This is a genomic window from Streptomyces sp. MUSC 14, from assembly GCF_001866675.1.
Classification (GTDB): domain Bacteria; phylum Actinomycetota; class Actinomycetes; order Streptomycetales; family Streptomycetaceae; genus Streptomyces.
The window spans coordinates 29,423-55,511 of the sequence record NZ_MLYN01000025.1; the positions used below are offsets into that span (position 1 = coordinate 29,423).

28 protein-coding genes and 2 pseudogenes are annotated in these 26,089 nt (G+C 71.3%); 15 read left to right on the top strand and 15 right to left on the bottom strand.

What is annotated here, in order from left to right:
- Positions 1-243: 243 nt before the first annotated feature.
- Both BIV25_RS16375 and BIV25_RS16380 read left to right on the top strand, forming a co-directional pair.
- Complete coding sequence (locus BIV25_RS16375; protein WP_071373074.1) at positions 244-429, top strand: hypothetical protein; 186 nt, start codon at positions 244-246, stop codon at positions 427-429.
- A gap of 186 nt (positions 430-615) precedes the next feature.
- Complete coding sequence (locus BIV25_RS16380) at positions 616-912, top strand: barstar family protein (protein ID WP_071373075.1); 297 nt, start codon at positions 616-618, stop codon at positions 910-912.
- On the opposite strand, the pseudogene BIV25_RS54360 reads toward BIV25_RS16380, so the two are convergent.
- Positions 904-1,361, bottom strand: a pseudogene (locus BIV25_RS54360) (transposase); the annotation flags it as partial. The gene BIV25_RS16380 and the pseudogene BIV25_RS54360 sit on opposite strands and share 9 nt — an antisense overlap.
- Positions 1,362-1,371: 10 nt before the next feature.
- On the opposite strand from BIV25_RS54360, the gene BIV25_RS16385 reads away from it, so the two are divergent.
- Positions 1,372-1,620, top strand: a complete 249-nt coding sequence (locus BIV25_RS16385) for a hypothetical protein (RefSeq protein ID WP_143076647.1) — start codon at positions 1,372-1,374, stop codon at positions 1,618-1,620.
- Positions 1,621-1,757: 137 nt separating this feature from the next.
- Positions 1,758-2,660, top strand: coding sequence for a hypothetical protein (locus tag BIV25_RS16390; RefSeq protein WP_256255850.1), 903 nt, complete (start codon positions 1,758-1,760; stop codon positions 2,658-2,660).
- A gap of 309 nt (positions 2,661-2,969) precedes the next feature.
- On the opposite strand, the gene BIV25_RS16395 is transcribed toward BIV25_RS16390, so the two are convergent.
- Positions 2,970-3,218, bottom strand: coding sequence for a hypothetical protein (locus BIV25_RS16395; protein ID WP_071373078.1), 249 nt, complete (start codon positions 3,216-3,218; stop codon positions 2,970-2,972).
- Here BIV25_RS16395 and BIV25_RS16400 point away from each other — a divergent pair.
- From BIV25_RS16400 to BIV25_RS16425, 6 genes and pseudogenes are all read left to right on the top strand, one after another.
- Positions 3,217-4,869 carry a serine protease gene (locus tag BIV25_RS16400; RefSeq protein ID WP_256255853.1) on the top strand — a complete coding sequence of 551 codons (1,653 nt, stop codon included), beginning with the start codon at positions 3,217-3,219 and terminating at the stop codon, positions 4,867-4,869. The genes BIV25_RS16395 and BIV25_RS16400 overlap by 2 nt on opposite strands.
- A 313-nt stretch (positions 4,870-5,182) precedes the next feature.
- On the top strand, positions 5,183-5,410 hold the full coding sequence (locus BIV25_RS16405; protein WP_143076648.1) for a hypothetical protein: 228 nt from the start codon (positions 5,183-5,185) through the stop codon (positions 5,408-5,410).
- A gap of 212 nt (positions 5,411-5,622) precedes the next feature.
- Entirely contained in the window at positions 5,623-5,856 is a 234-nt protein-coding gene (locus tag BIV25_RS16410) for a hypothetical protein (protein ID WP_071373080.1), read from the top strand.
- A 336-nt stretch (positions 5,857-6,192) separates the two neighbouring features.
- Positions 6,193-6,516 (top strand): tyrosine-type recombinase/integrase, encoded by a 324-nt coding sequence (locus BIV25_RS16415; RefSeq protein ID WP_071373081.1) that lies wholly within the window; start codon positions 6,193-6,195, stop codon positions 6,514-6,516.
- Between the two features lie 63 nt (positions 6,517-6,579).
- Complete coding sequence (locus BIV25_RS16420; RefSeq protein ID WP_071373082.1) at positions 6,580-6,774, top strand: DUF3046 domain-containing protein; 195 nt, start codon at positions 6,580-6,582, stop codon at positions 6,772-6,774.
- 222 nt (positions 6,775-6,996) lie between these two features.
- Positions 6,997-7,236 (top strand): annotated as a pseudogene (locus BIV25_RS16425) (AI-2E family transporter); the annotation flags it as partial.
- 51 nt (positions 7,237-7,287) lie between these two features.
- On the opposite strand, the gene BIV25_RS16430 reads toward BIV25_RS16425, so the two are convergent.
- From BIV25_RS16430 to BIV25_RS16445, 4 genes are all read right to left on the bottom strand, one after another.
- Complete coding sequence (locus BIV25_RS16430; RefSeq protein WP_256255854.1) at positions 7,288-8,151, bottom strand: hypothetical protein; 864 nt, start codon at positions 8,149-8,151, stop codon at positions 7,288-7,290.
- Positions 8,152-8,265: 114 nt separating this feature from the next.
- Positions 8,266-9,429 carry an oxygenase MpaB family protein gene (locus BIV25_RS16435; protein ID WP_071373084.1) on the bottom strand — a complete coding sequence of 388 codons (1,164 nt, stop codon included), beginning with the start codon at positions 9,427-9,429 and terminating at the stop codon, positions 8,266-8,268.
- Between the two features lie 129 nt (positions 9,430-9,558).
- Positions 9,559-10,611: a polyprenyl synthetase family protein gene (locus tag BIV25_RS16440; RefSeq protein ID WP_071373163.1), complete on the bottom strand. Its 1,053-nt coding sequence runs from the start codon at positions 10,609-10,611 to the stop codon at positions 9,559-9,561.
- Positions 10,601-10,879, bottom strand: a complete 279-nt coding sequence (locus tag BIV25_RS16445) for a polyprenyl synthetase (RefSeq protein WP_071373085.1) — start codon at positions 10,877-10,879, stop codon at positions 10,601-10,603. The genes BIV25_RS16440 and BIV25_RS16445 overlap by 11 nt, the downstream gene beginning before the upstream one ends.
- 406 nt (positions 10,880-11,285) lie before the next feature.
- On the opposite strand from BIV25_RS16445, the gene recA reads away from it, so the two are divergent.
- The 3 genes from recA (at position 11,286) to BIV25_RS16460 (ending at position 16,022) form a co-directional block, all read left to right on the top strand.
- Entirely contained in the window at positions 11,286-12,404 is a 1,119-nt protein-coding gene (recA, locus tag BIV25_RS16450) for a recombinase RecA (RefSeq protein WP_071373086.1), read from the top strand.
- Positions 12,405-12,407: 3 nt separating this feature from the next.
- Positions 12,408-13,253, top strand: coding sequence for a recombination regulator RecX (gene recX / locus BIV25_RS16455; RefSeq protein WP_071373087.1), 846 nt, complete (start codon positions 12,408-12,410; stop codon positions 13,251-13,253).
- 240 nt (positions 13,254-13,493) lie between these two features.
- On the top strand, positions 13,494-16,022 hold the full coding sequence (locus tag BIV25_RS16460; RefSeq protein ID WP_071373088.1) for an ABC transporter permease: 2,529 nt from the start codon (positions 13,494-13,496) through the stop codon (positions 16,020-16,022).
- Positions 16,023-16,058: 36 nt separating this feature from the next.
- On the opposite strand, the gene BIV25_RS16465 is transcribed toward BIV25_RS16460, so the two are convergent.
- The 8 genes from BIV25_RS16465 to BIV25_RS16495 form a co-directional block, all read right to left on the bottom strand.
- Positions 16,059-16,493 (bottom strand): rhodanese-like domain-containing protein, encoded by a 435-nt coding sequence (locus BIV25_RS16465; protein ID WP_071373165.1) that lies wholly within the window; start codon positions 16,491-16,493, stop codon positions 16,059-16,061.
- A 14-nt stretch (positions 16,494-16,507) separates the two neighbouring features.
- Positions 16,508-17,029: a cysteine dioxygenase gene (locus tag BIV25_RS16470; RefSeq protein WP_177235305.1), complete on the bottom strand. Its 522-nt coding sequence runs from the start codon at positions 17,027-17,029 to the stop codon at positions 16,508-16,510.
- 109 nt (positions 17,030-17,138) lie between these two features.
- Positions 17,139-17,225 carry a putative leader peptide gene (locus tag BIV25_RS54365; RefSeq protein WP_313960178.1) on the bottom strand — a complete coding sequence of 29 codons (87 nt, stop codon included), beginning with the start codon at positions 17,223-17,225 and terminating at the stop codon, positions 17,139-17,141.
- 77 nt (positions 17,226-17,302) lie between these two features.
- Entirely contained in the window at positions 17,303-18,913 is a 1,611-nt protein-coding gene (locus BIV25_RS16475; RefSeq protein ID WP_071373089.1) for an FAD-dependent monooxygenase, read from the bottom strand.
- Positions 18,914-19,223: 310 nt separating this feature from the next.
- Positions 19,224-20,156, bottom strand: a complete 933-nt coding sequence (locus BIV25_RS16480) for an amino acid ABC transporter permease (RefSeq protein WP_071373090.1) — start codon at positions 20,154-20,156, stop codon at positions 19,224-19,226.
- Positions 20,153-20,818, bottom strand: a complete 666-nt coding sequence (locus BIV25_RS16485; protein ID WP_071373091.1) for an amino acid ABC transporter permease — start codon at positions 20,816-20,818, stop codon at positions 20,153-20,155. Before BIV25_RS16485 ends, BIV25_RS16480 begins: the two co-directional genes overlap by 4 nt.
- A gap of 80 nt (positions 20,819-20,898) precedes the next feature.
- Positions 20,899-21,729 (bottom strand): glutamate ABC transporter substrate-binding protein, encoded by an 831-nt coding sequence (locus tag BIV25_RS16490; protein ID WP_071373166.1) that lies wholly within the window; start codon positions 21,727-21,729, stop codon positions 20,899-20,901.
- A gap of 82 nt (positions 21,730-21,811) precedes the next feature.
- Positions 21,812-22,588: an amino acid ABC transporter ATP-binding protein gene (locus BIV25_RS16495; RefSeq protein WP_071373092.1), complete on the bottom strand. Its 777-nt coding sequence runs from the start codon at positions 22,586-22,588 to the stop codon at positions 21,812-21,814.
- A 290-nt stretch (positions 22,589-22,878) separates the two neighbouring features.
- Between BIV25_RS16495 and BIV25_RS16500 the strand changes: the two genes are divergently transcribed.
- Together BIV25_RS16500 and BIV25_RS16505 are read left to right on the top strand one after the other, a co-directional pair.
- A complete protein-coding gene (locus BIV25_RS16500; RefSeq protein WP_071373093.1) occupies positions 22,879-23,565 on the top strand; it encodes a response regulator transcription factor in 687 nt (228 codons plus the stop codon).
- A gap of 9 nt (positions 23,566-23,574) precedes the next feature.
- On the top strand, positions 23,575-24,978 hold the full coding sequence (locus BIV25_RS16505) for a HAMP domain-containing sensor histidine kinase (protein ID WP_071373094.1): 1,404 nt from the start codon (positions 23,575-23,577) through the stop codon (positions 24,976-24,978).
- 38 nt (positions 24,979-25,016) lie between these two features.
- Here BIV25_RS16505 and BIV25_RS16510 read toward each other — a convergent pair whose 3' ends face one another.
- Positions 25,017-26,015 (bottom strand): TAXI family TRAP transporter solute-binding subunit, encoded by a 999-nt coding sequence (locus BIV25_RS16510; RefSeq protein WP_071373095.1) that lies wholly within the window; start codon positions 26,013-26,015, stop codon positions 25,017-25,019.
- Between the last annotated feature and the right edge of the window lie 74 nt (positions 26,016-26,089).

Consider the following 26,089-nt stretch of genomic DNA (forward strand, 5'->3'; position numbering starts at 1 on the left):
CGCCTGAAGCGCCTCGGCAGCTCGAACCCGCCGCCGCGACTCCGCCGCGCTCACCGATGCCGTCGGCCTCGTCCTCCGTGGATACCGCCCGCCTTCGCCGGTCTAAGGCCCGCTGGGGCCAGTTGTACGGGTCCAGTTGTAAGGGGGCGTTCGAGACGCTGTCACGGAGTGTGATGCTTCGGGATGCGACGGTTACAGCCGGATGCCAGCCTGGGCTTACCCCCACTCAAGGAGTGAAGCCCCATGGGCATGAAGGACGACATGCAGCAGAAGGCGCAGCAGGCCAGGCAGAAGGCCGAGCAGGCCAGGCAGCAGGCCCAGCAGCGCGGCCAGCAGGCGCAGGACAAGGCGCGCCAGCAGCAGCAAGAGCGCCATCAGCAGGGCCGTCAGCAGTCGCTGGACGACATCCAGGACGACCTCGGCGAGTGACGTCCGGGGCGCCGCAGCGATAGCCGGCATTCTCTCGGGCCGGCCCTTCGCGCCCATGCCTTCTTCACCTGAGGTGAGGAAGGCATGGGCGTGCTGGTGTCCCTGTGACCGGCGCCCGCCCATCGGACCAGGGTCTGTCTCTTTGACCGGTCAGGGACCCGTAGTGATGCTCGTTAGTCTGCTGCGATGACGGAAAGCGAGCTGATCGTTGACCTACGTGGACGGCTGATCGAAACACTCAACGACTTCTGGGACGCGGTGAGTGGGCCGTGCGGGCTGCCGGAGTGGTTCGGCCGGAACCTGGACGCGTGGTCGGACACGATCGAGACCCGGGGCATCTCTGAGGTGATCGACAGTCACGACATCCTGATCGTGCATGTTGACCAGCAAGGTCTCTTCGTCGGGCACCGGCCGGACGCCAACGTCCTGGCCGGCATCTTTGACGGGGAGCAGAACCGTCTCGTCATCCATAGGGTGTCCTGACGAACTCTTCGGAGGCCTTGCTCGGTGCCGGGCCCAGATGAGGTGGCAGCAGGACGGAGCGGGGCCTGGTAAGCGGTGGCGAGCTTGTCCGTCCGCAGTGCGAGGCCGCGCCACTGCTTGAGTCGGGCGATGCACCGCTCGACGGCATTGCGCTCGTTGTATGTCCCGGCGTCGAAGCCGGGCGGGCGGCCTCCGGCGCGGCCTCGCCGTAGACGGTGGCCGATCTGGCCGGCGGGCTGTGGGATGACCGCACGGATGCCGGGTCGACGGGAGTGCCCACGGATCGCGCGTGAACAGTGGGCGCGATCCGCGAGGACGATCGTAGGGCGGGTTCTTGGGCTGCCGAGGCCGCTCCGCGGGATCTGGATTTCGGCCATGACGGCTTCGAAGTCCGGGGCGTCACCGGCCAGGTGGACCTTCGTGCTCAAGCCACCGCGGGAACGTCCGAGCATGGTGACTATGGATCTTCAGGAGAACGTGCGGGGGATCGAGAGGCAGATCGAGCAGGTCAGGCAGCCCTTTGCCCCAGAGGATCCAGGCGAGGGGGACGTCGGTGCAGTGGCGCTGGTGGAAGCGCACACGAGCGGTTGGTCCGACGCAATATCCGTCCGGCGCTCCGTCAGCTACGGAATGTGGCCCACGACCTGCACTTTCGCTGTGATCGCCGTTACCCGCTCGGCGGGGCACGATCACTACATGGTGTATTGATTCCGTCGCGTCCTGAACTTGATTCGTCGTCTGTTGAGCCCTGGTCGTCGGCAACCAGCTGCCCGCTCCTGCCCTCTTCCTGGTCGACAGATGGCTGCGGTCGACCGCCGCAGCCATCTCTGGCCAGGGGGGAATCGTTGTTCCGCAACGCAGTTGGGGTCGTGGGCGTCGCCGGTCTTGCCGTAGCCGCCTTGCTGGGAGGGGCGGCGGGGGCGTCGGCCGCCGAGGGCGCGAGCCCGGCTTCGGGCGGCAGCCCGTCTCCGGGGGTCCGCCTGGAGTACCACGCGGGTCAGAACCTCGCCCTGGAGGCGGGTGACGCCATCTGGTTCAGCCTCGACGGAATGCCACCCGGATGGGACAAGGCCGAGGTCACCTCCCCGGCTCTGCAGGAACCGATCACCCTGACTCCCCTGAAGAAGGGGTCGACGCAGTCGGCCCAGGTGGACGCGCCGGGAACAGACCACCGCGTCCGCTCGGGCCTGCGCGCGGGCACCTATCCGGTCACCGCGACGAGCCACGGCCGTACCGTCGCCACCGCACAACTCAAGATCCTGGCCGAGAACACCGCGCAGATCTACCGGTTCGTCATCGGTCCCAGGAACGCGTCCCCCGGCAGCGGCACACCCGCCTCCCTCCGCCCGGGCAGTGACGTCCGGGTGGTCCTCACCGATCTGCGGGCCGCACCAGGGGAGGACTCCCTCACCGTCACGTCGCCCGTCTTCAAGGGCCCGTTGACCATCAAGACGGACAGCCCGGACGACCCCGGCTGCAAATGCGACGACCCCGGCACGGTCTACGCGGGTCACGCAGAACTGCGAGGCGACGTCCCCAACGGCCGCTACACCGTGACCGTGGTCAGCCACCACGGACAGCAGACCACGAAGCAGCACGTCACGATCGCCGGCCAGCCCGTCGCGGACGGAGCCGACCCGTCCTGGGCGGTCACCGGTGGCGTCGCCGCCACGGGGCTGGCCCTCGCCTCCGGCGGCGCGTTCGCAGTGCGGCGCCGCCGCTCACGGAAGGCTGCGCCCTCCGCGTAGCGGTGGACCCGGCGGCCGCGGACCGTCCCCCGGGCGGATCGAGCGGGCACCGGTGGGCGCGCGCCGAACTGTGCTCCCCGCCTTCCCCACCTTCCCCGCCTTCCTCGCCTTCCTCGCCTTCCTCGGTTCTTCCTTCATCTCTCCTTCGCTCCCTCCGGCCGCTTCCGGTCCGGAGGGAGTTCGTCCATGACTCAGAAAGCATTCCTTGCACACCTCACACAGACGAATATCGCGCCTCGTGGTCCTCGCGGCCGGAACTGCCCTGCTCCTGACCGGAGGGGGAAGCCTCGCCCAGGCGCAGACCAAGGTTCAGGGCGCCACACCGGCGCCCCACCTGTCCCCGGCGACGGTGCCGTCCGCCGGACCGTCCGCCGGAACCTCAGCCGGACCGTCCGGTGGACCCGCGCCCTCGCCCTCCGCCAGCCCCTCGACCGGGACCGGCACCGGGGAGCCCTCGGCCTCACCCTCCGGGAGCGCGAGCGGGTCCGCCGCGACCGAGACCGGCGACGACGGCTTTTCGGACGAGGACGCCATCCGCTTCTGGACGCCTGAGCGCATGGCTTCGGCCACCGACCCGGCACAGCCCGCGCAGCAGGCGGACCCGAGCGCCAAAGCCCGGTTGCGGCGGGCGGCTCCGGCCGATCCCGGCGTGGCGGCCGACATGCCGACCGCGGAGCACATCCTCGGCCTGCCGTCCGTCGGGACGCTCTTCACCTACGACACGGATCCGACCAACCAGCGGATGCACGCCCACCATTGCACCGCCAGCGTGGTGGAGAGCCCCGGGCACAATCTGATCCTGACCGCGGGGCACTGCGACGGGGGCAGGGCCGTCTTCGTCCCCATGTACGCCGCCGAACAGACGCTGGACAAGCAGACCTTCGGCTTCTACCGGGTCGCCACGTTCTTCACCGACAACCGGTACGAGCACAACAGCAAGAAGCCCCTCTCCGACCTGGACTTCTCCTTCGGCCGGCTCGAGCCTTCGCAGAGCGGCAAGCAGGCGCAGGACGTGGTGGGCGCGAACACGCTGGTGCGGACCCCCAGTTACCTGAACAAGGTCACGATGGTCGGCTACCCCTCCAGCCACGATCCCGAGGACCATCCCGTGCGGTGCCCCGCGCAGACGGAGGCGCTGCCCGGCTTCTACCAGATCCAGGCCAAGTGCCATGGCATGTGGGGCGGTGTCTCCGGCGGCCCTTGGTTCTCCCAGGTGGACTGGACGAAGGGCACCGGCGAGATCATCGGCAACGTCGGCGGCTACAACGGCGGCGGCGACGACGCCGACGACGACTGGCTCACCTACAGCCCCATGCACGGCGACTGGTTCTTCCGCCTCTACGACGAGGCGAAGAACAACCAGGTCGCCGCGCACGGCAGCACGTACGACCAGCCGCCGCTGCCGTACTCCTTGGGCGGCGGTGAGACCTGGTCCCACGCCAAGCTGCTGGCCTCGGGCGAGTACACCGGTGACGGCAAGGGCGACCTGATCGTGGTCTGGACCGACGGCGAGGTCACGCTGTACACCGGTGATGGCAACGGCGGCTTCACCGGCGAGCGCCGGCTGGCCGCGCCGCACGGCATCTTCCAGAATGCCAAGTCCGTCACCGGTGGGGACTTCGCCGGCGGCAACGGTTCGGACCTGCTGGTGGTGTTCGACTCCGGCGAGGTCAGGCTCTTCTCCGACGTCGGCACCACGGGTGTGGACGGCGGGACCAAACTGGCCGACGCCGGTTCCGTCTGGAGCCATGCCGATCAGATCACCGCGGGCAGCTTCGGCACCGCGAAGTACGTCAGAGACCTGCTGGTGCGCTGGAGCGACGGTGAAGTCACCGACTACACCGCGGTCGGCGACAAGGGTTTCGGCACCGAACACCAGCTGGAGAAGCCGAAGAGCGCCTGGAAGGACGCCACCCTGGTGACCGCGGGTGACTTCACCGGCGGCAACAACTGGGACACCCTGGTGCGCTGGTCCGACGGACATGTCTCCCAGTTCCAGGAGACCGGCCCCGGGGGAGTCGGCAAGGAGATCCAGATGGCTCCGGCCGGCAGCATCTGGTCCCACGACTCGGTGATGACAGCGGGCAGCTACGACTCCAACGGCTGGCCCGACGACCTGGTCGTCCGCTGGTCCGACGGCGAGACCGGCATGTACACGCACACCGGCGCCACCTTCGGCACCGAACGCATGCTCGTCCCCCCGAAGTAACCGGCCCACAGGCCGCCCCCCGGTATCGCCGGGGGCGGCCGCGCACCACCCACAGCCATCCGCAACACCGAGTTCTTGGCGGGCGGAGGTTCACCGCGGAAACGACCCGCCTCTTCCCCGCGCTACGGGCGCCGCCCGGCCCAGACGCTTGGCGTACGAGGGCGTGATCTTCGCGCCGTCCGGTGTGGACCACTCCTCGGCCGCGGTGGGGTGCTGTGCCGGTGCTCTCCGCATGCGACTGCATCCTTTGGCCTACTACGGGTTCGGCCCTGAAGAGGACGATCTTGCGGTACCTCCGCGAGATCGTTGATCCGTGCGAATGACCATCGGATACACCATCGAGAGCATCGGCTACGTCGTAGGAGCCCAGGGGCTCGTCAGCTTCGCTTCGCGGACCCTCTTCGGCACGGAGTGGGGCTGGATGCACAAGGTCGTCGACCTTCCGTCCGCCGCTTACCTCGGCATCGTCGTCGTGGGGCTAGCGCTCGTCGTCGGCGGGGTGAAGACGCGGAAGACGCCCCAGCCCCAGAAGGCCGCCTGACCGCCGAGCATTTCAACCCGCGACTCCTGTTTCCGTGTCGTAGTGGTCGAAGCCCGCAGGCTGCCCGTCGTGTGCCCCGCGCTTACGGCGGGCCCGGCTCGCGCCCCGACCCCAGGACTGGCCGGCGGCGGTCGGCAAGACGGCCGAGCTGAAGCAGCAGGCCTTATGACGAGAGCGCCACGATCCCTGCCATCCCCGCGACCACCCTGCTCGTGTCCGGTGACGCCGACGCCATGCGCCCCGCGCACGTGGTGGAGTTCTGCGCCCTGCTCGGCGGCGGTCCGAAAGCTGCCGGCTCCGACGGATCGGGCCGCTCGCATGCGGCGCTGGCCGCCCTGCCCAGCGCCGGCCACTACGGCATCCTGGCCCAGCCGACGCTGACGGCAGCCATCGTGCCGTCCTGCCCTCAAGACCTGAGCCCCCGATCAGCGACGCGGCCGCGGTGACCGAGCCGAGACAGACGTGCCCGCGCATCCTCCCGGGGCTTCCCCTCCTCGCCTCGGTCAGGAAGGACCGGACAGGTGAAGTCATCCCCGTGCGTCACGCCGACGGGCCGCCGCCGGGCAGCTCGGCCGGCCTCGCCGCCGAAGCGACCGTGTGCGCCCAGCTGCTCCAGAGCGTGGCCCGTGGCGACCTCCCGGCCCTGGAAGGCCAACTCCGCGACCGGACTGAGCAACTCCGCCGGGGTCGGGGGCGAAGGGGCCGCACGGCCCGTGATCGGGCGGGCGCTTGCCACAGCGCGGCGCGACTCGTGCTTGCGCCGAGCGCGCCGGTCAGGCGTCGTGCTCCTGGTCGAATCGGTCCTGTGCCTCCCGCTGGGCGCGCTCGCCTCCGCAGGACTCATCGGCAAAGCGGACCCCGATTCCGACGGGAGCAAGTGGGAGCCCTCACACGAGCTCGACTTCCATGCCCTGCGCCGCACCTGCGCCGGCGTCCGGCTCGAAGCCGGCGAGTCGATCGACTCCCTCGCCCGCTGGCTCGGGCACGCCGATCCTGGCTCTACTCTGCGTACATACACGCACGTCACGCCCGACGCAGGCACGCGAGGTCGCGCCGCCATGGATGCTTGGTTCAGGGGGGAGGCGAACTCCCTGGAAACCCCCTGACGGTCATGCGGGGGCGTGAGAGGGTGGAAACATGCAGGTCATGGCGGGTATGGAGCGGGAAACATGCGGTTGACGGTCTTCTGGCAGCGGATGGCGGAACATTTCGGTCCGGGGCGCGCCGACACCTTCGCGCGTGATCACGTCATGTCGGAGCTGGGCGGACGCACGGTGAACGAGGCGCTGGACGCCGGCTGGGCGGCGAAGGACGTGTGGCGCGTGGTCTGCACGGTCATGGACGTGCCGGGCGAGCGCCACTGACGCCTTGCCCGGACGCACCGCCGCCTTCTGTCCGATATGCGGCAATTGCTCGCGAACGTGACTGCGGCACGGCACTGATCGGTCACGAAAGCGCAGGTGGGAGCTGGTTGTCGGTGGCGTCGGCGACACTTGGCTCGTGGCACCCACCGACGAGAACCTCGCGGCACTCACCGACGAGGGCAACGAGCCGCTGACCCGGCACGCGGCACCCACCGGTCCGACAGCGCCGCCTTCGGCTCGGTCATCGCGGGCACAGCGCTGCTCGGCGCCGTCGGCGCGCTCATCGCCATCCCGGCGACGGCCACCCTCCAGGCCTTCCTCGGCGCGTACGTGAAGCGGTACGCCGTCACGGACGACGCCCGGGTGCACGGGCATCGCGGCCGTGGCACGGGCGGACCCGGGATACGCGCGCGTGTACGCCGGCTGCGGGCCGGGGAACCCGGGGCCGCCGAGGAGTCGTAGACGGCCCCGCCGCGCCTCTCCCGTGTCCCGTCGTGTCCCGCATGACGGACCTCAGTACGTCAGTACCGCCCACACACCCGCGCCGGCGACGGCCACCAGGTAACAGCCGACCGCCGCTGCCACGATCCGCCGACGCGTCCGTCCACTCCAGGACGAACTCCGGGGCGAGCGGGACAGCAGCCAGGCCAGCAGCGGCAGGACGAGTACCGCGTGCAGGCTGACGGCGTGCAGGGGCTTGAGCGGGGCCGTCGAGTGGTAGGCGGCCTGCTGGTGGCCGGTCCGGGTCAGCACGACCCCGCGCGCGATCATCGCCGCGCCCGAGGCCAGCCCCACCAGCAGGATCGCGAACCCTGAGCGCACCGCCAGCGGCATGCCGGCGGGCCCCGTCGGCCGCTGCCGGAACGACGCGACGGCGAAGAGCGTGAGTACGACCACCAGGACACCGCCGCCCACCGCGAGCGTCATGGACACGGCCGTGTCGAAGGGCGTCTCCATGTTCAGGTGCGAGGGCACCCGGCGCCACGCCTGCACGGTGATCCCACCGACCTCCACCACGCAGTCGGCGGCGAACACGGCCAGCAGGACCGCGCGCAGCCGGTCCACGACGCGCAGATACGACGTGACCCAGGTGATCGCGATCAGCGTCAGCCCGAAGGAGAGCCCGAACGTGAAGGGCTTGCGCCAGGAGACCGGGCCGTACCAGGGGCCGCCGTCCACCGCGAACACCCCCAGGTGCACGAGACCCGACAGGACGAGCAACAGCCCCGTCGTATGACAGAGGCGGTCCACGGATCGGCCGGTGGAACGGTCGGCGGACCGGTAGGCGGATCGGTTGACGGGCCGATCGACGGGCCGATCGACGGGATGGCCGACGAGACGGTCGGTGACGCGGCCTACGGCGCGCGGAGTCTTCATGTGCCAAGGCTCCCGGCGGCCGCCCGCGCGGTCGTCGTCCGGCCGAAGGCACCCGCCGTACGTCACGTGGAGTACCTCCGGGAACAGCGGCAGCCGGCGCCCGGAGAGCGGCGCTCAGGGGGAGACCGTCGCGGCGGGCGGGGTCCAGCGCCTGGTGCGGGGGACCGCGCCGGTGACGCCGTAGTCCTTCTTGAGGTGCTCCGGGATGGCGTAGTGCATCACGCGTCCGCGCGTGAGGGAGGACAGTTCGAGGACCGTCGTCAGATGGCCGAGCCGGTCCAGGGCCCAGGCGCCGAGCGGGGAGCGGCCCTCGATGGTCTCCAGCACCCCGAGGAGGTGCGGGACGGCCTTCACCAGTGTGTCCCAGCGGGTGCGGGGTACCTGGAGCCAGTCGGCGCAGGTGTCTCCCACCAGATGGCGGACGAGGGCGGAGACGATCGGGTCGAAGAGGGTGCCGGGCACGACCTCCTCGTACAGGTCGATGAGCTGCCGCGTCAGCTCCGCGCCCTCCGCCGAGGGGCCCATGTGACGGATCATGTACAGGTCGAGGAAGCTCCGCGCCTCCTGGAGGGTCTTCGGCACGGCCTCCTGGTCGACACCGAGCATGGCGCCGACCACCCGCCAGGCGTAGTAGTAGGCCTCCGCCCCCTCCGTGGTCATGTGGATGCCCAGCCGGTGCAGGCTGTCGAGGACGAGCAGCGAGAAGAACATCTGCCCGCCGATCATGTCCTCCTGGCAGATCGGCGTGCCCAGGACCGCCGTGTCCCAGCGGTTCTCGCGCTTGAGGTGGTGCCGGATGGACGCGTGCAGCAGCCGGACCTTCTGGGCGGCCGGGATGAAGCGGCTGCCCGCCTCGAAGGCGTCGGGCTGCATCAGAAAGACCGTGAACTGGCCGGTCTCCGCCATCCGTTTGGAGGGGTACTTCAGCGAGTGCGTGGCCGACAGCAGCCGCGCCACGTGCGGGACGACGTAACAGGCGGGCATGGCGGCGAAGGACAGCGCCGTGGAGATGTGCACGTTGTTGTCGATGAAGAACAGCCGTGCCTTCTCCATCTCGCCCCAGTCCACCCAGGACGGCGGCACGCTCGTTGCCCGGAGGTACTCACGGGCCACGTCGGGCAGGCCGTCCGGCAGCGGAGCGCCCGCGGTGGAGACGTACCGCATCAGCGTGTTGAAGGTGCCGACCTCCCCGCGCGCGAAGAGGGCGGCGACGGTGGCGTCGGCGAGTTCGTCGCCGGCCTCGCGCAGGGCGTTCATCGATGCCTCGGTGACGGTCATGGCAGGGGGCTCCTTGTCCGGGAAGTCATGGGCGTGCTGCGAGCCGTGGGCGTGCGGCGCGTCGTGGGCGTGCGGGACGTCCGCGCCCGGACGGTGGGCGGCCCCGCCGAACGGGCGGGACGGTCCGGGTCAGTACGGGCGGACCGTCGCCGTGTGCGCCAGCTCGGCCAGGGCGTCGGCGGCGCACGCGGACACGTCCAGGTCGCGGAGGGCATCGAGTGCCTCCGCGACGCGCGCGGAGATCATGTTCTCGACGCGGTCCGGTGCCCCGAGCCGGTGCATCACCTCCCGTACGGCGTCCAGGCCCGCCCGGTCCGGCTCGCCCCGGCCCAGCAGCCCCCGAAGCCGCTCGCGTTCGTCCGCGCCGGCGATCCGCCAGGTCTCCGCCAGCAGCGCGGTGGGGCGACGGCCGCGTACGTCGTCGGTGTCGGCCTTCCCGGTGCGCTCCGGGTCCCCGAACAGGCCCAGCAGGTCGTCGCGCAGCTGGAAGGCCTCGCCGAGCGGCAGCCCGTACGCCGAGTAGCCCGCCCGCAGCCGCTCCCCGGCCCCGGCCAGGGTGCCGCCGATCAACAGGGGCTGCTCGACGGTGTACTTGGCGGTCTTGTACCGGATCACCTTCAGCGACGCCGTGGTGTCCGGGACGGCCCCGGTGTGCAGGATCTCCAGGCACTCGCCCGCGATCAGCTCACGGGCCAGCAGCGACCACAGCGGGCGGGCGCGGCCCAGATACGCGGCGGGCAGCCCGCACGTGGCGAACAGCTGCCCGGCCAGAGACATCAGCAGATCCCCGACCAGCATCGCCAGCGACCGTGCGGCGGCGGGACGAGGATGCCCGGCCACGGCACCGCGCAGGGCCAGGTGGGCGGTGGGCCGGCCGTGCCGCAGGGGGCTGTCGTCGATCAGGTCGTCGTGCACGACCGCGGCGGCGTGCACCAGTTCCATGGAGGCCGCGGCCCGCACCAGCGCGTCGCTGTCCGGCTGGCCGGCCGCACGCCAGCCCCAGTAGCAGAACGCCGCCCGCAGCCGTTTGCCGTCCGCGACCGCCGACTCCAGCTGGTCGGCCACCGGTCCGAGGGCCGGATCGACCTCGGCCAGCAGGTCGGCCTCCTGGGCGACGAACGCATGCAGCACCTGCTCGACGCGGGTCCGGAACCCGGCCGCGCTCCATCGCTCAGCCGCCATCGGCACCCCGGTGTACGCGCGCGTGCCGGGCGAGGACCTCCAGATGGGCCGGGGGCACGTTCGTGCAGCGGTCCAGCGCCAGCCGGCCGCGGGCCACCAGGTCCTGCTCGGCCGCCGACGCCAGTTCCGCGGTGTCCGAGCGGCGCAGCAGCCCCCGTACGGTCGTCACGGCCGAGCCCAGCGTGCTCACCGCCAGGTCCGCCACCCCCGCCATCAGCAGTACCGCCTGTCCGTCCAGGCCGCCGCGGCGTCCCGTTTCCTGTGCCATGCCCCTCCCGCCACTACGCCCGGTTTCCCGCCGGCGCCTCCGGGCGGTGCCGGTCACGCACCGCCGTCACGTGAGCATGGCGGCCCCGGACAGGCGGAGGCGGCGGAATCGTCGCCCGGGCGCACCAATGGGTGACCGGTTCGGCAGGCCGTACGGTTCCGGCCCGAGCCCGCTGGTCACCCGCACCGCGCGCCGGCGAGGAGGTGGCCCGGCGCTTGACACGAAAATCGAACATCCATTCTCATGGAAGCTCAGGCAAGGCTCCAGGCGGTGAATTTCGCCCCGTTTTGCGGTGAGATATCACCGAGTTATCCACAGGCTGGGCCTGCGTCGGGGCGCATTGTCAGTGGCAGGCGTTAGCGTCTTTGACGTGAAGCGATCGACTCAAGCAAACCGGGTGGAACCCATGGCAGGAACCGACCGCGAGAAGGCGCTCGACGCCGCGCTCGCACAGATTGAACGGCAATTCGGCAAGGGCGCGGTCATGCGCATGGGCGAGCGGTCGAAGGAGCCCATCGAGGTCATCCCGACCGGATCGACCGCGCTCGACGTCGCCCTCGGCGTCGGTGGCCTGCCGCGCGGCCGCGTCGTGGAGATCTACGGACCGGAGTCTTCCGGCAAGACGACCCTGACCCTGCACGCAGTGGCCAACGCCCAGAAGGCCGGCGGCCAGGTCGCGTTCGTGGACGCGGAGCACGCCCTCGACCCCGAGTACGCGCGCAAGCTCGGCGTCGACATCGACAACCTGATCCTCTCCCAGCCGGACAACGGCGAGCAGGCCCTGGAAATCGTGGACATGCTGGTCCGCTCCGGTGCCCTCGACCTCATCGTCATCGACTCCGTCGCCGCGCTCGTCCCGCGCGCGGAGATCGAGGGCGAGATGGGTGACAGCCACGTCGGTCTCCAGGCCCGACTGATGAGCCAGGCGCTGCGGAAGATCACCAGCGCGCTCAACCAGTCCAAGACCACCGCGATCTTCATCAACCAGCTCCGCGAGAAGATCGGCGTGATGTTCGGCTCCCCGGAGACCACGACCGGTGGCCGCGCGCTGAAGTTCTACGCTTCCGTGCGCATCGACATCCGCCGCATCGAGACCCTGAAGGACGGCACCGAGGCGGTCGGCAACCGCACTCGCTGCAAGGTCGTCAAGAACAAGGTCGCGCCGCCCTTCAAGCAGGCCGAGTTCGACATCCTCTACGGCCAGGGCATCAGCCGCGAGGGCGGTCTGATCGACATGGGCGTGGAGCACGGCTTCGTCCGCAAGGCCGGCGCCTGGTACACGTACGAGGGCGACCAGCTCGGCCAGGGCAAGGAGAACGCGCGCAACTTCCTGAAGGACAACCCCGACCTGGCCAACGAGATCGAGAAGAAGATCAAGGAGAAGCTGGGCGTGGGGGTCCGGCCGGTGGAGCCCGCCGCCGAGCCCGGAGCGGACGCGGCGGTCACCGCAGCGGCCGACGACGACGCCAAGACGGCGCCCGCCGCCAAGGCCGCCAAGCCCAAGGCCGCCGCAGCCAAGAGCTGACCCGTGACACGACGAACCGACTGGGCCGAGTACGAGTACGTCACCCCCGGTGCCCCACGGGGGAGGGGCACCGGGGGCTGCCCGGACTCCGCCCCGGACGGTGACGACGGACACCGGGCCGACGGGCACAGCGAGTACGGCGGGCGCGGTGACCACGGCGAGTTCAGCGATGACGGCGAGTCCGACGCCCCGGGCGGGCACCGCGACAGCGGTGGGTACGAGGGTGACGGCGGAGCCCGTCGGGGCGGCAAGGGCGGTCGGAGCCGGCGGCGGCGCGGCTTCGGGGACGCGCCCGGGGAGGACGAAGGCACCCCTTCCTCGTCGAGGGCCGAGCAGGGGGAGTCTTCAGGGGACCCGGCTGAGCGGGCACGGGCGATCTGCCTGCGCCTGCTCACCGGGACCCCGCGCACCCGCGGGCAGCTCGCCGACGCCCTGCGCAAGCGGGAGATCCCCGAGGACGTGGCCGAGGAGGTGCTGTCGCGGTTCGAGGAGGTCGGACTGATCGACGACGGCGCGTTCGCGGACGCCTGGGTGGAGTCCCGGCACCACGGCCGTGGGCTCGCCCGCCGGGCACTCGCCCGGGAGCTGCGCACCAAGGGAGTCGACTCGGCGCTGATCGACGAGGCCGTCGGCCGGCTGGACGCCGAGCAGGAGGAGGCGACCGCCCGCGAGCTGGTCGAGCGCAAACTGCGCGCCACCCGCGGCCTCGACCGCGACAAGCGGCTCCGCCGCCTCGCCGGCATGCTCGCCCGCAAGGGCTACCCCGAGGGCATGGCTCTCCGCGTCGTCCGCCAGGCCCTGGAGGAAGAGGGCGAGGACACCGAGTTCCTGGGGGACGCGGACATCTGAGGCCTCGGAGCGGGGTTCTCCCGGCCGGTCGGCCTGACGGTGGTACCGCACGTCGGAATCGCCCGCGGGTCTCCCGCAGTGGGGTTAGCCCCCGCTGAAGACGCCGGTCCGCCGCAGTGCTGCGCCAGGCCCGCGCAGGCGAGGCTGGGGACACGCTGCGGGCCATGGCACGGGCACACCGGCCGGGGCCTGGACGCGTACGACACCGCCGACGCGTACAACAGAAGAGAGCCCGCCCCGATGATGCTGCGTTACGCCCTCCAGACAGTCCGCGCCCGGAAGGCGGGCTTTCTCGGTGCCTTCCTCGCGCTGATGTGCGCGGCCGCTCTGATCACGGCTTGCGGCACCCTCCTCGACACCGGCCTGCGCGGCACCATCCGCACCGAGCGCTACGCCGGCACCCCCGTCGTGGTCTCCGGAGACCAGTACGTCCACCAGACCACCGTCAGGCACAAAAAGGGCAGGACCAAGGTCAAGCACAAGGCGAAACCCGTCGCTGAGCGCGCCTGGGTCGACGAGGGGCTGCGCAGCCGACTCGCCCGGGTCCCCGGTGTGTCCCGGGTCGTGCCCGAACTCACCTTCCTCGCCCAGCCGTTGACCCCGGCCGGGACCGGCGGCCGTACCGCCTACGGGCACGCCTGGGACTCCGCCGCGCTCACGCCGTACCGGTTGACCGCGGGCAGTGCGCCCCGGTCCGACGGTGAGCTGGTCGTCGACGACCACCTCGCCGCACGGGCCCGGTTGCACCCCGGCGACCGGCTCACCGTGCAGTCCACCCGGGCCCCGCGCAGCTACCGGGTCACCGGTATCGCCGCCCCCGCCACCGCCGTACGCCACCAGACGTCCCTCTTCTTCTCGGCCGCCGAGGCCCGCCGGCTGGCCAGGCGCCCGGGGCAGGTCAGCGCGTTCGGGGTGCTGCCGGTCCGGGGGACGGATCCCGGGCGAGTGCGGCAGGCCGTGGCGGCGGCACTGCACGGCACCACTGTCCAGGTCGCCGACGGCGACGCCCGGGGGCCCGTCGAGTTCCTGGACGCGGCGAGCGCCCGCACCCGGCTGGTCAGCATGGGCGGTGCCATGGGTGGCACCTCGCTGCTGGTGGCGGTGATCGTGGTCGTCGGCACCTTCGGACTCACCGTGCAGCAGCGCCACCGGGAACTCGCCCTGCTCCGCGCCATCGCCGCCACGCCCGGGCAGATCCGCGCCCTGCTCGGCCGCGAGGCGCTGATCGTCGGCGCGGCGGCGGGCGTCGTGGGAGCGCTGCTCGGGCTGCCGCTCGGTGGCGTGCTGTATGCCGGGTTCGTCGCCCTGGGCGCCGTACCCGCCACGCTCGAACGCACCGTCAGCGTCTTCCCGCTGTTGGCCGCTCTCGCCGCCACCCTGCTCGGTGCCTGGGCCGCGGCCCGGATCGCCTCCCGCAGGATCATCCGCATCCGCCCGACCGAGGCTCTGGCCGAGGCCAGGACCGAACCCAGTCGTCCCGCGTGGGGCCGGATCGCGGCCGGGCTGCTGCTTCTCGCCGGCGCTGCCGTGCTCGTCGTCGTCCTCACCTCCCTGCGCACCGAGCCCGCCTCGACTCCCGTGACGTTCCTCGCCGTCGTCGTCCTGTCCACCTCCGTCGCCCTGCTCGGCCCGCTCCTGGTCAGGGCGGCCGCCCTGCTGCTCGCCGGCCCGCTCCGGCTCGCCGGTCACGGCGGCCGCCTCGCCACCGCCAACCTGCGCGGCAACGCCGTCCGGTCGGCCTCCGTCGTCACCCCTCTCACCCTGCTCGTCGGCATGACCTGCACCGTGCTGTTCGTCCAGTCCACCCTCGGTGACGCCGTCCGTGCCCAGGTCCGAGACGGGGTCCGGGCCGACTGGGTCGTCGCCGCGCAAGGGCCCGGCGTCCCCCATGAGGCCGCCCAGCGATTGCGCGCGGGGCACGACACCGTCACCGAGGTCGTCCGCACGACCGTGCGCATCGGTCTCGACAAGTACCCGGCGCAGGGCGTCACCCCGGCCGGTCTGACCTGCACCTGGGACCCGGACGTCACCGCCGGCTCGCTGGACCGGCTCGGCCCCGGCACGGTCGCCGTCAGCCGACTGGCCGCCGATCAGCACCACTTGGCGCCTGGCAGCACCCTGAAACTCACCCTCGGCGACGGCACGCCCGCCACGCTCACCGTCGCCGCCGTCTATGCCCGGGGTCTGGGCTTCGGCGATCTCACCCTCGCCCACGACCTCCTCGCCCGGCACGTCGACAACCCGCTCGCCTCCTCCGTCCTCGTCAGCACAGCCCGTACACAGACACAACTCGCGGCTACGCTCCGTGAGTTCCCGGACCTCAAGATTCTTTCCCCGGTCGACGCCGATGCCCTCCAGGCCGACCGGCAACAGACGAACGCCGAGGTCAACTACCTCGCCATGGGACTGGTGTTGGCCTTCACCGCCATCGCCGTCGTCAACACGCTCGCCATGTCGATGGCGGAGCGTGTCCGGGAGTTCGCCCTGCTCCGGCTCGCCGGGGCGACCCGCCGTCAGGTGCTGCGCATGCTGCGCACCGAAGTGCTGGCCTTGCTGCTCCTCGCCACCTCGCTCGGCAGCGGGATCGCCCTCGCCGTGCTCACCGCGTTCAGCGTCGGCATGACCGGCCGAGGCGCGCCCACGGTCACGCCCCTGCTCTACGTCGCCGTCGTCGCCGTGGCCGGCCTGCTCGCGCTCGTCGGCAGCGCGGTTCCGGGGCGGGCGGCGCTGCGGGTGCGGCCGGTGACGGTGGCCACCGCGCAGGAATAGCCCCCCAGCAGTCCCCAGCAGCCGGGGAGGCTGTCGTCAGCGCGTCGTCGGTTCCACCGGCAGTCCCTGCGCCCGCCACGCCTGGAAGCCGCCGACCAGGTCGGTCGCCCGGTGCAGGCCCAGTTGGTGCAGGGAGGCGGCGGCGAGGCTGGAGGCGTAGCCCTCGTTACAGAAGACCACGACGCGCAGATCGTGGCCGGTGGCCTCGGGGGCGCGGTGGCTGCCCTGCGGATCGAGGCGCCACTCCAGTTCGTTGCGCTCGATGACGAGGGCGCCGGGGATCAGTCCGTCCCGTTCGCGCAGGGCCGCGTACCGGATGTCGACCAGCAGTGCCGCACCGGTGCGCGCCGCCTCGTGCGCCTCATGAGCCTCGATGCGCCGGTAGCCCGCGCGCACCCGTTCCAGCAACGCGTCGATGCCGAGCGGCCGTTGGACCGCGTCCGCCGCCGGACCGGTGCCGTCCGCCGAAATCTCCTCGGTGCCGCTCACTGCCAGTCCTCCGGCCGCTCCACCTGCTCCAGGCGCAGTACCTGACCCGTGCGGCTGTAGCGGCGGATGCGGGGAAGGGGCGGGTAGTAGGCGTGGACGGAGACCGCGTGCTCGGCGCGGGAGGCGTTGAGGACCTCGTGGACGTGGTGGCGGCCGAAGGCACGGCCCTCGCCGGCGGGAAGGCGGCGTTCGCGGTCGACGCCCTCGGAGAGCTCCAGGGTCTGCCAGCCGTCGGTGGGCAGTCGGGCGGCGAGGGAGTTCTCCTTGAGCTCGCCCGAGGCCGCGACGAACGCGCCGACCGACTCGGCGTGGTCGTGCCAGCCGGTGCCGGTGCCGGGCGGCCAGCCGATCAGCCAGGCCTCGCTGCCGCCCGGCCCCGCCAGCCGCACCCAGGTACGGCCCTCCGGGTCGAGCGGAAGGGAGGCGATCAGCGCGGCGTCGACGGCCGTACGACGGGCGAAGTCGAGCAGGTCCGCCTGGGTGGGCGCCGAACGGACGCGGGGCGGGCCGGGGGACACGGAAGCGGCGTCAGGGGACGCGGAAGCAGGGGAGGCAGACACGAGCACCGTCCTGGAGGTTCGCGGAAACGGGCGCACGACGGCGCCCGGAGAGGGAGGGGGAGCGAATTCAGCAGGACGGACGACACACACAGCCCGCGTAGCGGACGAGGTCCATGTGGACCCTCCGCCACAGGCGCACGCAGGTGTCGGTCATGGTCCGGAGTACAGCATGCGCGTGCACTCCGGTCAACTCACCGTCACCATGTGGACAGAGCGTGATCGGCCTGCGGGTCAGCGCGCGCCGGAGGCGGCTTCCGCCTCTTCCTTCTCGTTCACCGCGCCGCCCACCGCCGCCTCCGCCGCCGAGTACAGGTCGGCCGGCCGGACCCCGCTCAGCGCCGTGACCAAATGGCCGTCGGGGCGCACGAGCAGCACGCTGTGTGCCGGTGCACCCGGGTACTCCTCGGCGACCAGCAGCTCGGCGGGGTGCGGCAGCGCGGTCACGGCCGCCGCGAGCCGGGGCATCACCCCGGCGGACATCCAGTGCTTGCGGTCCCACACGCCCGTGCCCGGCGCGATCAGCACGACGAGCAGGGTGCCGCGGCCGAGCCGGTCGCGCAGCCGGACGAACGAGCCGTCCTCCGCGGTGACCCGGACGTCGGTGACCTGCGCGCCGGGTACGGTCCCGACCGGGACCCGGCCGTCCAGCGGCGGGGCCGCGAGCGGTGAGTCGGTGTACGTCCCCGGTGCGCCGAGCGCCCCGCGCCCCAAGTGGCCGTCCGACAGCAGCGCATCGTGGCCCCGGGCCGCGCCCGGTACCATCTGGCGCAGCCCGCCCGCGCCGCGCAGCACCGGCAGGAGCTGGTCGGCGGCGCGCAGCCGGGCGGAGACCGCCGCACGCCGCTCGGCCTGATAGCTGTCCAGCAGCGCCTCGTGGTGCCCGTGGTGCCAGGCCGGGGCCAGCTTCCAGGCGAGGTTGTCGGCGTCCCGCAGGCCCTCGTCGAGCCCCTGGGTGCCGAGCGCGCCGAGCAGATGCGCCGCGTCCCCGGCGAGGAGGACCCGGCCCGCGCGCCAGCGGCGCGCCAGCCGGTGGTGCACCGTGTGGACACCCGTGTCGAGCAGGTCGTACGGCGGTGTGGTGCCGTCCGTCCAGCCCGCGAGCGTCTCGCGGATCCGGGCCACCAGGGTCTCGGGCGTGACCAGGTCCTTGCCGGGCGGCAGCAGCCAGTCCAGGCGCCACACACCGTCCGGGAGGGGGCGGGCGGTCACCTCCCCGGCCGAGGGCCCGGACTGCCGCCACGGCGGCGTCCGATGGATCAACGCTCGGCCCTCCCACGGAAGTTCCGCGCGCAGCGCGGCGACCGCGTGCCGCTCCACCGCCGTACGCCCCGGGAAGCGGATGTCCTGGAGTTTGCGCACCGTGGAGCGCGGGCCGTCGCAGCCGATCAGGTAACTGCCGCGCCACCAGGTGCCCTTGGGGCCACGGGAGTGCGCGGTGATGCCGGAACGGTCCTGCTCGATCGCGTCCAGGCGGCTGTCCACGGCCATTTTCACCAGGGGCTCGTCGGCGACGGCCGTGCGCAGGGCGGCGGTGACGACGTGCTGGGCGATGTGCAGCGGGGCGGCGGGGTCCGCCTCGGCGAAGTCGACCTCGCTCATCACCTGCTTGCGCCGGAGGGACCGCCATCCGGCCCAGCGCATGCCGTAGCCGTCGAGCGGCACTCCGGTCAGCCGCTGCAGCAGGGCGGCCGTGTCCTCGCGCAGCACGACGGTGCGCGCGGGGCGGGGTTCGTCCTTGCCGGGCCCCTCGTCCAGGACGACGGACGGCACCTCCTGGCGGGCCAGCGCCAGGGCGAGCGTGAGCCCGACGGGGCCCGCTCCGACGACGATCACCGGGTCCACGGCGCGGCGCCCCCTGCCCGCAGCGGTGCCTCGACGGACGACGGTGAACAAGAAGGTGAAGCGGGGTGCACGATCACAGAACGTATGCAACCCATTGGCAGAGTTTGCGTCAAGCGACGAGGGGCAGTGGCGATCATGCCACTGCCCCTGGGGCCCGTACGGGTGAGTGCCGAGGTGTCAGGCGGCGCCACCGGTACCGACGGTGCCGCCCACCGCGGCCGGATTCGGCTCCTCCACGGTCTCCCTGTTCTCCGGGTTCTCCGGGTGCGCTGCGTTCTCCGCACCCCCACTCACACGACGTGAGTGACCGTCACTTCCGGGCGCCGACGTCGCCGATGCCCGCGCCGGAGCCGGCCGTGTCGGCGCCCGTGCCTGCCGTGCCCGCGATGTCCGCCAGGTCCGCGACCGCCAGCACCGCGCCGGCCGACTTCTTGCGCCGTCGCAGCCGGCCCTCCAGCCAGCTCGCGAACGAGGTCAGCGAGAAGTTGATGATCACGTAGATCACGGCCACGACGGCCAGCGAGGCGATGATGTTGCCGTAGTAGCCGCTCATCGTGTTGGCCGAGGCCAGCAGTTCGGGGAAGGTGAGGACGGCGCCGCCGAGGGCGGTGTCCTTCACGACGACCACCAGCTGGCTGACGATCGCCGGAAGCATCGTGGTGACCGCCTGCGGCAGCAGGATGAGCCGCATCACCTGACCCTTGCGCAGGCCGATCGCCAGGGCCGCCTCGGACTGCCCCTTCGGCAGGGCGAGGATGCCCGCACGGACGATCTCGGCGAGCACCGAGGCGTTGTACAGCACCAGACCGGTGACGACCGCGTAGAACGGACGGTCGTCCGAACTGACACCGGTGTACTGGGCGAAGAGCGCGAGCCCGAAGATCATCAGGACCAGGACGGGGATCGCCCGGAAGAACTCCACCACGATCGAGGCAGGGACGCGCACCCACACGTGGTCCGAGAGCCGGGCGATGCCGAGGACGGCACCCAGCGGAAGCGCGATGACCATCGCCAGCGCGGCCGCCTTCAGGGTGTTCTCCAGACCGGGCCAGATGTACGTCGAGTACGCCTCGGTGCCGCTGAAGAAGGGCTCCCACAGCGACCAGGCCAGCTGTCCCTTGTCGTCGAGGGCCGTGTACACCCACCATCCGAGGGCGGCGAGGGCGATCAGGAAGACCGCCGTGTACAGGATGTTGCGCCGCTTGGCGCGGGGGCCCTGGGCGTCGTACAGGACCGAGCTCATCGCTTCACCGCCACCTTCTTGCCCACCCAGCCGAGGATCAGCCCCGTCGGCAGGGTCAGGCAGACGAACCCGAAGGCGATGACCGCGGAGATGGCCAGCAGCTGCGCCTCGTTCTCGATCATCTTCTTCATCAGGAAGGCCGCCTCCGCCACGCCGATCGCGGCGGCCACCGTCGTGTTCTTCGTCAGCGCGATCAGCACGTTGGTCAGCGGGCCGACGGCCGCGCGGAAGGCCTGCGGCAGTACGACCAGACCCAGTACCTGGATGAAGCTGAGACCGATGGCCCGAGCGGCCTCCGCCTGGCCGACCGGCACCGTGTTGATGCCGGCCCGGATCGCCTCGCACACGAACGACGCGGTGTAGAGGATCAGGCCGAGCACGGCCAGCCGGAAGTTGATCGTGTCGAAGCCCTGCCCGCCGAGATTGATGCCCAGTGTGTTGCTGAGGCCGAGCGAGGAGAACAGGATGATCACCGTGAGCGGGATGTTCCGCACGATGTTCACGTAGGCGGTGGCGAAACCGCGCATCAGCGGCACCGGGCCCACCCGCATGGCGGCCAGCAGAGTGCCCCAGACCAGGGAGCCCACGGCCGACAGCAGCGTGAGCTGCACCGTCGTCCAGAAGGCGCCCAGTACGTCGTACTTGTCAAGAAAGTCGAACACGATCTCCCGCGCTTCCGCGTGTAAGGATGCCCCGGCGCGCCGCCACCGTCAGGAGCGACGGCGCACCGGCAGGCGCTGCCTCAGCTCTTGATGTCGCCGATCTTCGGGGCGGGCTCGTTCTTGTAGTCGGCCGGACCGAAGTTCTTCTTCACGGCCGCTTCCCAGGAGCCGTCGGAGACCATCTCCTCAAGAGCCTTGTTGACCTTGGCCTTGAGGGCGCTGCCCTTCTTGACGCCGATGCCGTAGTTCTCGTTGGTCATCCTGAAGCCGCCGAGCTTGAACTTGCCCTTGAACTGGGCCTGGGCGGCGTAACCGGCGAGGATCGAGTCGTCCGTGGTGAGGGCTTCGATGGCGCCGCTCTGCAGGCCCGACAGACACGCCGAGTAGGTCGGGTACGTCAGGAGGTTCGCCTTGGGAGCCAGCTTGGCCTTGAGGTTCTGGGCCGAGGTCGAGCCGGCCACCGAGCACAGGTTCTTGCCGTTGAGGTCCGCCGCGGCCTTGATCTTCGTGTCGTCCGCGCGCAGCAGCACGTCCTGGTGGGCCAGCAGGTACGGGCCGGCGAAGTCGACCTTCTGCTGGCGCTCCGGGGTGATCGAGTAGGTGGCGGCGATGAAGTCGACGTCACCGCGCTGCAGCATGGTCTCGCGGTCGGCGCTCTTCGACTCCTTCCACTCGATCTGGTCGGCGCCGTAACCGAGCTTCTTGGCGACGTAGGTGGCCACGTCGACGTCGAAGCCGGCGTAGCCCGACGGGGTCTTCTGGCCAAGGCCCGGCTGGTCGAACTTGATGCCGATGGCGATCTTCTTGCCGCCGCCGGAGGAATCGTCCTTCTTGCCGCCGCCGCACGCGGTGGCGGTCACGGCGAGGGCGAGGGCGACGGCCGAGGCGGCGGTGACCTTGCGGAGCTGCATGCTGAACATCCTTCGAAAATGGTGCGGAACGAGACCCGTCGGGAAAGGCGACCCGGGTAGGAGGGCCGGGCCGGCGCAGCCCTCAGTGGTGCAGGATCTTGGACAGGAAGTCCTTGGCCCGGTCGCTGCGCGGGTTGCTGAAGAACTGCTCGGGCGTGGCCTGTTCGACGATGCGGCCGTCGGCCATGAAGACGACCCGGTTCGCGGCCGAGCGCGCGAATCCCATCTCGTGGGTGACGACGATCATCGTCATGCCCTCACGGGCGAGCTGCTGCATGACCTCGAGGACCTCGTTGATCATCTCGGGGTCGAGGGCCGAGGTCGGCTCGTCGAAGAGCATGACCTTCGGGCCCATCGCCAGCGCCCGCGCGATCGCCACGCGTTGCTGCTGGCCGCCGGACAGCTGGGCGGGGTACTTGTCGGCCTGGGTGCCCACCCCGACCCGGTCGAGCAGTGCCCGGGCCTTCTCCTCGGCCTGCCGCTTCTCGGTCCTGCGGACCTTGAGCTGGCCCAGCATCACATTCTCGAGCACGGTCTTGTGCGCGAAGAGGTTGAAGGACTGGAACACCATCCCGACGTCGGCCCGCAGCCGGGCCAGCTCCTTGCCCTCCTGGGCCAGGGGCTTTCCGTCGATCGTGATGGTGCCGGAGTCGATCGTCTCCAGGCGGTTGACCGTGCGGCACAGAGTCGACTTTCCGGACCCCGAGGGCCCGATGACCACGACGACCTCGCCACGGGCGATCGTCAGGTCGATGTCCTGGAGCACGTGCAACGCGCCGAAGTGCTTGTTGACGCTCTTCAGGACGACCAGTTCGTCGGACGTGACCGTGTCTTCCTTGGCCAGCGCTGCTTCGGTCATCGCTCTCGGGCTCCGTCCTGCTCGGTTTCGGAGGACAGTAATGAGCCGCTGTGACCTGCGTCATCACATCTGAGGGAGATCTGAGCATCACGATCCGATAGCAAACGGACACGTGTCGTAGCACATGTTCCCCGCGCGCGTATCGGCCGGATAACGGAAGCGACAGGCAACCGGAACCCTCTTGACGCCGTCCTTGTCCATCGGCGTCACTGCCATGGTGCACGCGCGCGTGCACCTACAAGTCGCACGAGAACCGAGACCGTACGACCGCTGAACCGGAGGGGGCCGGGATGAGACTGCTGCTCGTCGAGGACGACAACCACGTTGCCGCGGCCCTGTCCGCCGTCCTCGCGCGGCACGGCTTCGAGGTCACGCACGCGCGTAGCGGCGAGGAAGCCCTCCAGGCACTCGTCCCCGAGAGTGACGGTTTCGGTGTCGTCCTGCTCGACCTGGGTCTGCCCGACCAGGACGGATACGAGGTCTGCGGCAAGATCCGCAAGCGCACCAGTACCCCGGTGATCATGGTCACCGCCCGCTCCGACGTGCGCTCCCGCATCCACGGGCTCAACCTGGGCGCCGACGACTACGTCGTGAAGCCGTACGACACCGGGGAACTGCTCGCCCGGATCCACGCCGTCAGCCGGCGCACCGCCCATGAGGACGCGGGCCCCGGCGGCGACGGTTCGCTGCTCCTCGGTGCCGTGCGCATCGAACTGCCCACCCGCCAGGTCACGGTGGGTGGTGCGGTCGTCCAGCTGACCCGCAAGGAGTTCGACCTGCTCGCCCTGCTCGCGCAGCGTCCGGGCGTCGTCTTCCGGCGGGAACAGATCATCAGCGAGGTCTGGCGCACCAGTTGGGAGGGCACCGGCCGCACCCTGGAGGTGCATGTCGCCTCCCTGCGGGCCAAACTGCGCATGCCCGCACTGATCGAGACCGTACGCGGCGTCGGCTACCGGCTCGTCGCGCCGGCCGCCTAGCGGGGCCGGGTGCGCGCACGTCTGCTGCCGCTGCTCATCGTCCTGATGGCGGCCGTACTCCTCGCTCTCGGTCTGCCGCTCGCCATCAGCGTGGCCGCCGCCCAGCAGCAGAAGGTCGTCGTCGACCGGATCGACGACACGGCGCGCTTCGCCGCGCTCGCCCAGTTCGTCACCGGCGGCCCCGGCGGGTCCCGCCGCACGGGCACGGACGAGCGCCTGGCGGCGCTGCGCAGCGAACTCGACAGCTACTACGGCGTCTACGGCATCAACGCCGGTGTCTTCTACCGCAACGGCTCCGCCATGGCCAACGCCCCTGCCGACTGGCTCGTACCGCCGAAGGGGGAGGTCCGGGACGCGTTCGAGGAGGCGCTGCTCAGCCGGCGCAGCCACGATCCGCGGCAGGTGTGGCCGTGGCAGCGCAGCCGGCTGGTCGTCGCCTCGCCGGTGATCCGGGACGGGGACGTCGTCGCGGTCGTGGTCACCGACTCGCCGACCGGGCAGATGCGGTCACGGATCCTGCACAGCTGGCTGCTCATCGCGGCCGGCGAGAGCGCGGCGATGCTGCTGGCCGTCGGAGCGGCGCTACGGCTCACCGGCTGGGTGCTCAGACCGGTCCGCGTCCTGGACGCCACCACCCACGACATCGCCACCGGACGCCTGAAGTCGCGGGTCGCGGCGGCCGGCGGACCGCCGGAACTCAGAAGGCTGGCCCGGTCGTTCAACGAGATGGCGGACAACGTCGAGGACGTGCTGGAGCAGCAGCGCGCCTTCGTCGCCGACGCCTCGCACCAGCTGCGCAACCCCCTCTCGGCGCTGCTGCTGCGCATCGAGCTGCTCGCCCTCGAACTCCCCGAGGGCAACGAGGAGATCGCCTCGGTCCGCACCGAGGGCAAGCGTCTCGCGCAGGTGCTGGACGACCTGCTCGACCTGGCGCTGGCCGAGCACGCCGAGGCGGACCTGAGCCTGACCGACGTCGGCGCGCTCGCCGAGGAGCGGATGGCCGCGTGGTCGCCGGCCGCCGACGCGAAGGGCGTCCGGCTGACCGGGGAGTGCCCGCCCACGACCGGCTGGGCGGACCCGATCACCCTGTCCAGCGCCCTGGACGCGGTGATCGACAACGCCGTGAAGTTCACCCCCGAGGGCGGCACGGCGGTGGTCACCGTGGCAGCCGACGGCGACACCTGCACGGTCGTGGTGACCGACACCGGTCCCGGCCTCACCGAGGAGGAACTCGCGCGCGTGGGCGACCGCTTCTGGCGCAGCGGCCGCCATCAGAACATCAAGGGCTCGGGCCTCGGCCTGTCCATCACGCGCGCGTTGCTCATGGCGGGCGGCGGCTCGATCAGCTACGACCACCACGAACCGGGCGGCCTGCGCGTGACGGTGCGGGTGCCACGGCAGGCGGAGCACTGAGCGACGGGCTCCCGCAGGCCCGCCCCGCTCCGGCCGCCTCACGGCTTCACCGAGCGGTAGTACCGCCGGGCGCCCTCCTGGAGGTACAGCGGGTCCGTGTAGATCGCGGTGCGCAGGTCGACCAGTTGCGCGCTGTGGACGTGCGCACCGATGCCGTCGCGGCTCTTGATGACCGTGCGGGTCAGCCACTCGGTCAGCCGGGGGTCCACGTCCGTGCGGGTGATCAGGAGGTTGGCGACGGCGATCGTCGGCACCTCGTTGCCCTGCTGTACGACCGGGTAGGCCGACTCGGGGATGCTGGTGGCCCGGTAGTAGCGGTTCTCCTGGCCCTCGTCGTGCAGCTTGGTGACGAGGTCGCCGTCGATCGGCAGGAACCTGAACGCGGCCTTCTTCGCCAGCCCGACCAGTCCCTTGGTGGGCAGTCCGCCGGACCAGAAGAACGCGTCGATCTTGTTCTGCCGGAGTCGCTCGGGCCCGGTGTCGATGCCGTCGCCGGCCGCGGTGATGTCCCGGTGCGGGTCGATGCCGGCGGCCGTGAGCACCCGGTCGGCGATCAGCCGCACCCCGGAGTCCGGCAGCCCGGTCGCCACCCGCTTGTGCCGCAGGTCCGCCACGCTCCGGATGTCCGAGTCACTGCGCACGATGAGATGCACGTAGTCGTCGTAGAGCCGGGCCACCCCGCGCAGCCGTCCGGCGCCGCTGCCGTGCGCCAGTTCGTACGTCTCCACCGCGTCGGCCGCCGCGATGGTGAAGTCGGCCCTGCCGGTCGCCACCCGCTGCACGTTCTCCTGAGAACCGGCGCTGCCGAGCAGGTCGACCTTCAGCCCGGGCATGTCCTTGGCCAGCTCGGTGCGCAGCCGCTCGCCGTACTCCTGGTAGACCCCCGAGGACGTGCCCGTGCTGAAGACGATCGTCCCGCTCGGCGGCTTCTCGCCCAGGGGCAGCAGCCACCACAGCAGCAGCCCGAGCAGCACGGCCCCGGCGGCCGCGACCGGCAGCGCCCGGCGCCTGCCGAGCCGGGGGAACAACTTCGGCATGCGGCGATCCTGCCAGCCGGGGCGTGCCCATGACCAGGGCCGGGGTCGCTCCCGGGGCGAGGAGGAGAGCCGGG

Coding starts and splice junctions, on each gene's coding strand:
- BIV25_RS16375 (WP_071373074.1), top strand. CDS start 244: ATGGGCATGAAGGACGACATGCAGCAGAAGGCGCAGCAGGCCAGGCAG.
- BIV25_RS16380 (WP_071373075.1), top strand. CDS start 616: ATGACGGAAAGCGAGCTGATCGTTGACCTACGTGGACGGCTGATCGAA.
- BIV25_RS16385 (WP_143076647.1), top strand. CDS start 1,372: ATGGATCTTCAGGAGAACGTGCGGGGGATCGAGAGGCAGATCGAGCAG.
- BIV25_RS16400 (WP_256255853.1), top strand. CDS start 3,217: ATGGCTTCGGCCACCGACCCGGCACAGCCCGCGCAGCAGGCGGACCCG.
- BIV25_RS16395 (WP_071373078.1), bottom strand. CDS start 3,218: ATGCGCTCAGGCGTCCAGAAGCGGATGGCGTCCTCGTCCGAAAAGCCG.
- BIV25_RS16420 (WP_071373082.1), top strand. CDS start 6,580: ATGCGGTTGACGGTCTTCTGGCAGCGGATGGCGGAACATTTCGGTCCG.
- BIV25_RS16430 (WP_256255854.1), bottom strand. CDS start 8,151: ATGAAGACTCCGCGCGCCGTAGGCCGCGTCACCGACCGTCTCGTCGGC.
- BIV25_RS16435 (WP_071373084.1), bottom strand. CDS start 9,429: ATGACCGTCACCGAGGCATCGATGAACGCCCTGCGCGAGGCCGGCGAC.
- BIV25_RS16440 (WP_071373163.1), bottom strand. CDS start 10,611: ATGGCGGCTGAGCGATGGAGCGCGGCCGGGTTCCGGACCCGCGTCGAG.
- BIV25_RS16445 (WP_071373085.1), bottom strand. CDS start 10,879: ATGGCACAGGAAACGGGACGCCGCGGCGGCCTGGACGGACAGGCGGTA.
- recA (WP_071373086.1), top strand. CDS start 11,286: ATGGCAGGAACCGACCGCGAGAAGGCGCTCGACGCCGCGCTCGCACAG.
- BIV25_RS16460 (WP_071373088.1), top strand. CDS start 13,494: ATGATGCTGCGTTACGCCCTCCAGACAGTCCGCGCCCGGAAGGCGGGC.
- BIV25_RS54365 (WP_313960178.1), bottom strand. CDS start 17,225: ATGACCGACACCTGCGTGCGCCTGTGGCGGAGGGTCCACATGGACCTC.
- BIV25_RS16480 (WP_071373090.1), bottom strand. CDS start 20,156: ATGAGCTCGGTCCTGTACGACGCCCAGGGCCCCCGCGCCAAGCGGCGC.
- BIV25_RS16490 (WP_071373166.1), bottom strand. CDS start 21,729: ATGCAGCTCCGCAAGGTCACCGCCGCCTCGGCCGTCGCCCTCGCCCTC.
- BIV25_RS16495 (WP_071373092.1), bottom strand. CDS start 22,588: ATGACCGAAGCAGCGCTGGCCAAGGAAGACACGGTCACGTCCGACGAA.
- BIV25_RS16500 (WP_071373093.1), top strand. CDS start 22,879: ATGAGACTGCTGCTCGTCGAGGACGACAACCACGTTGCCGCGGCCCTG.
- BIV25_RS16510 (WP_071373095.1), bottom strand. CDS start 26,015: ATGCCGAAGTTGTTCCCCCGGCTCGGCAGGCGCCGGGCGCTGCCGGTC.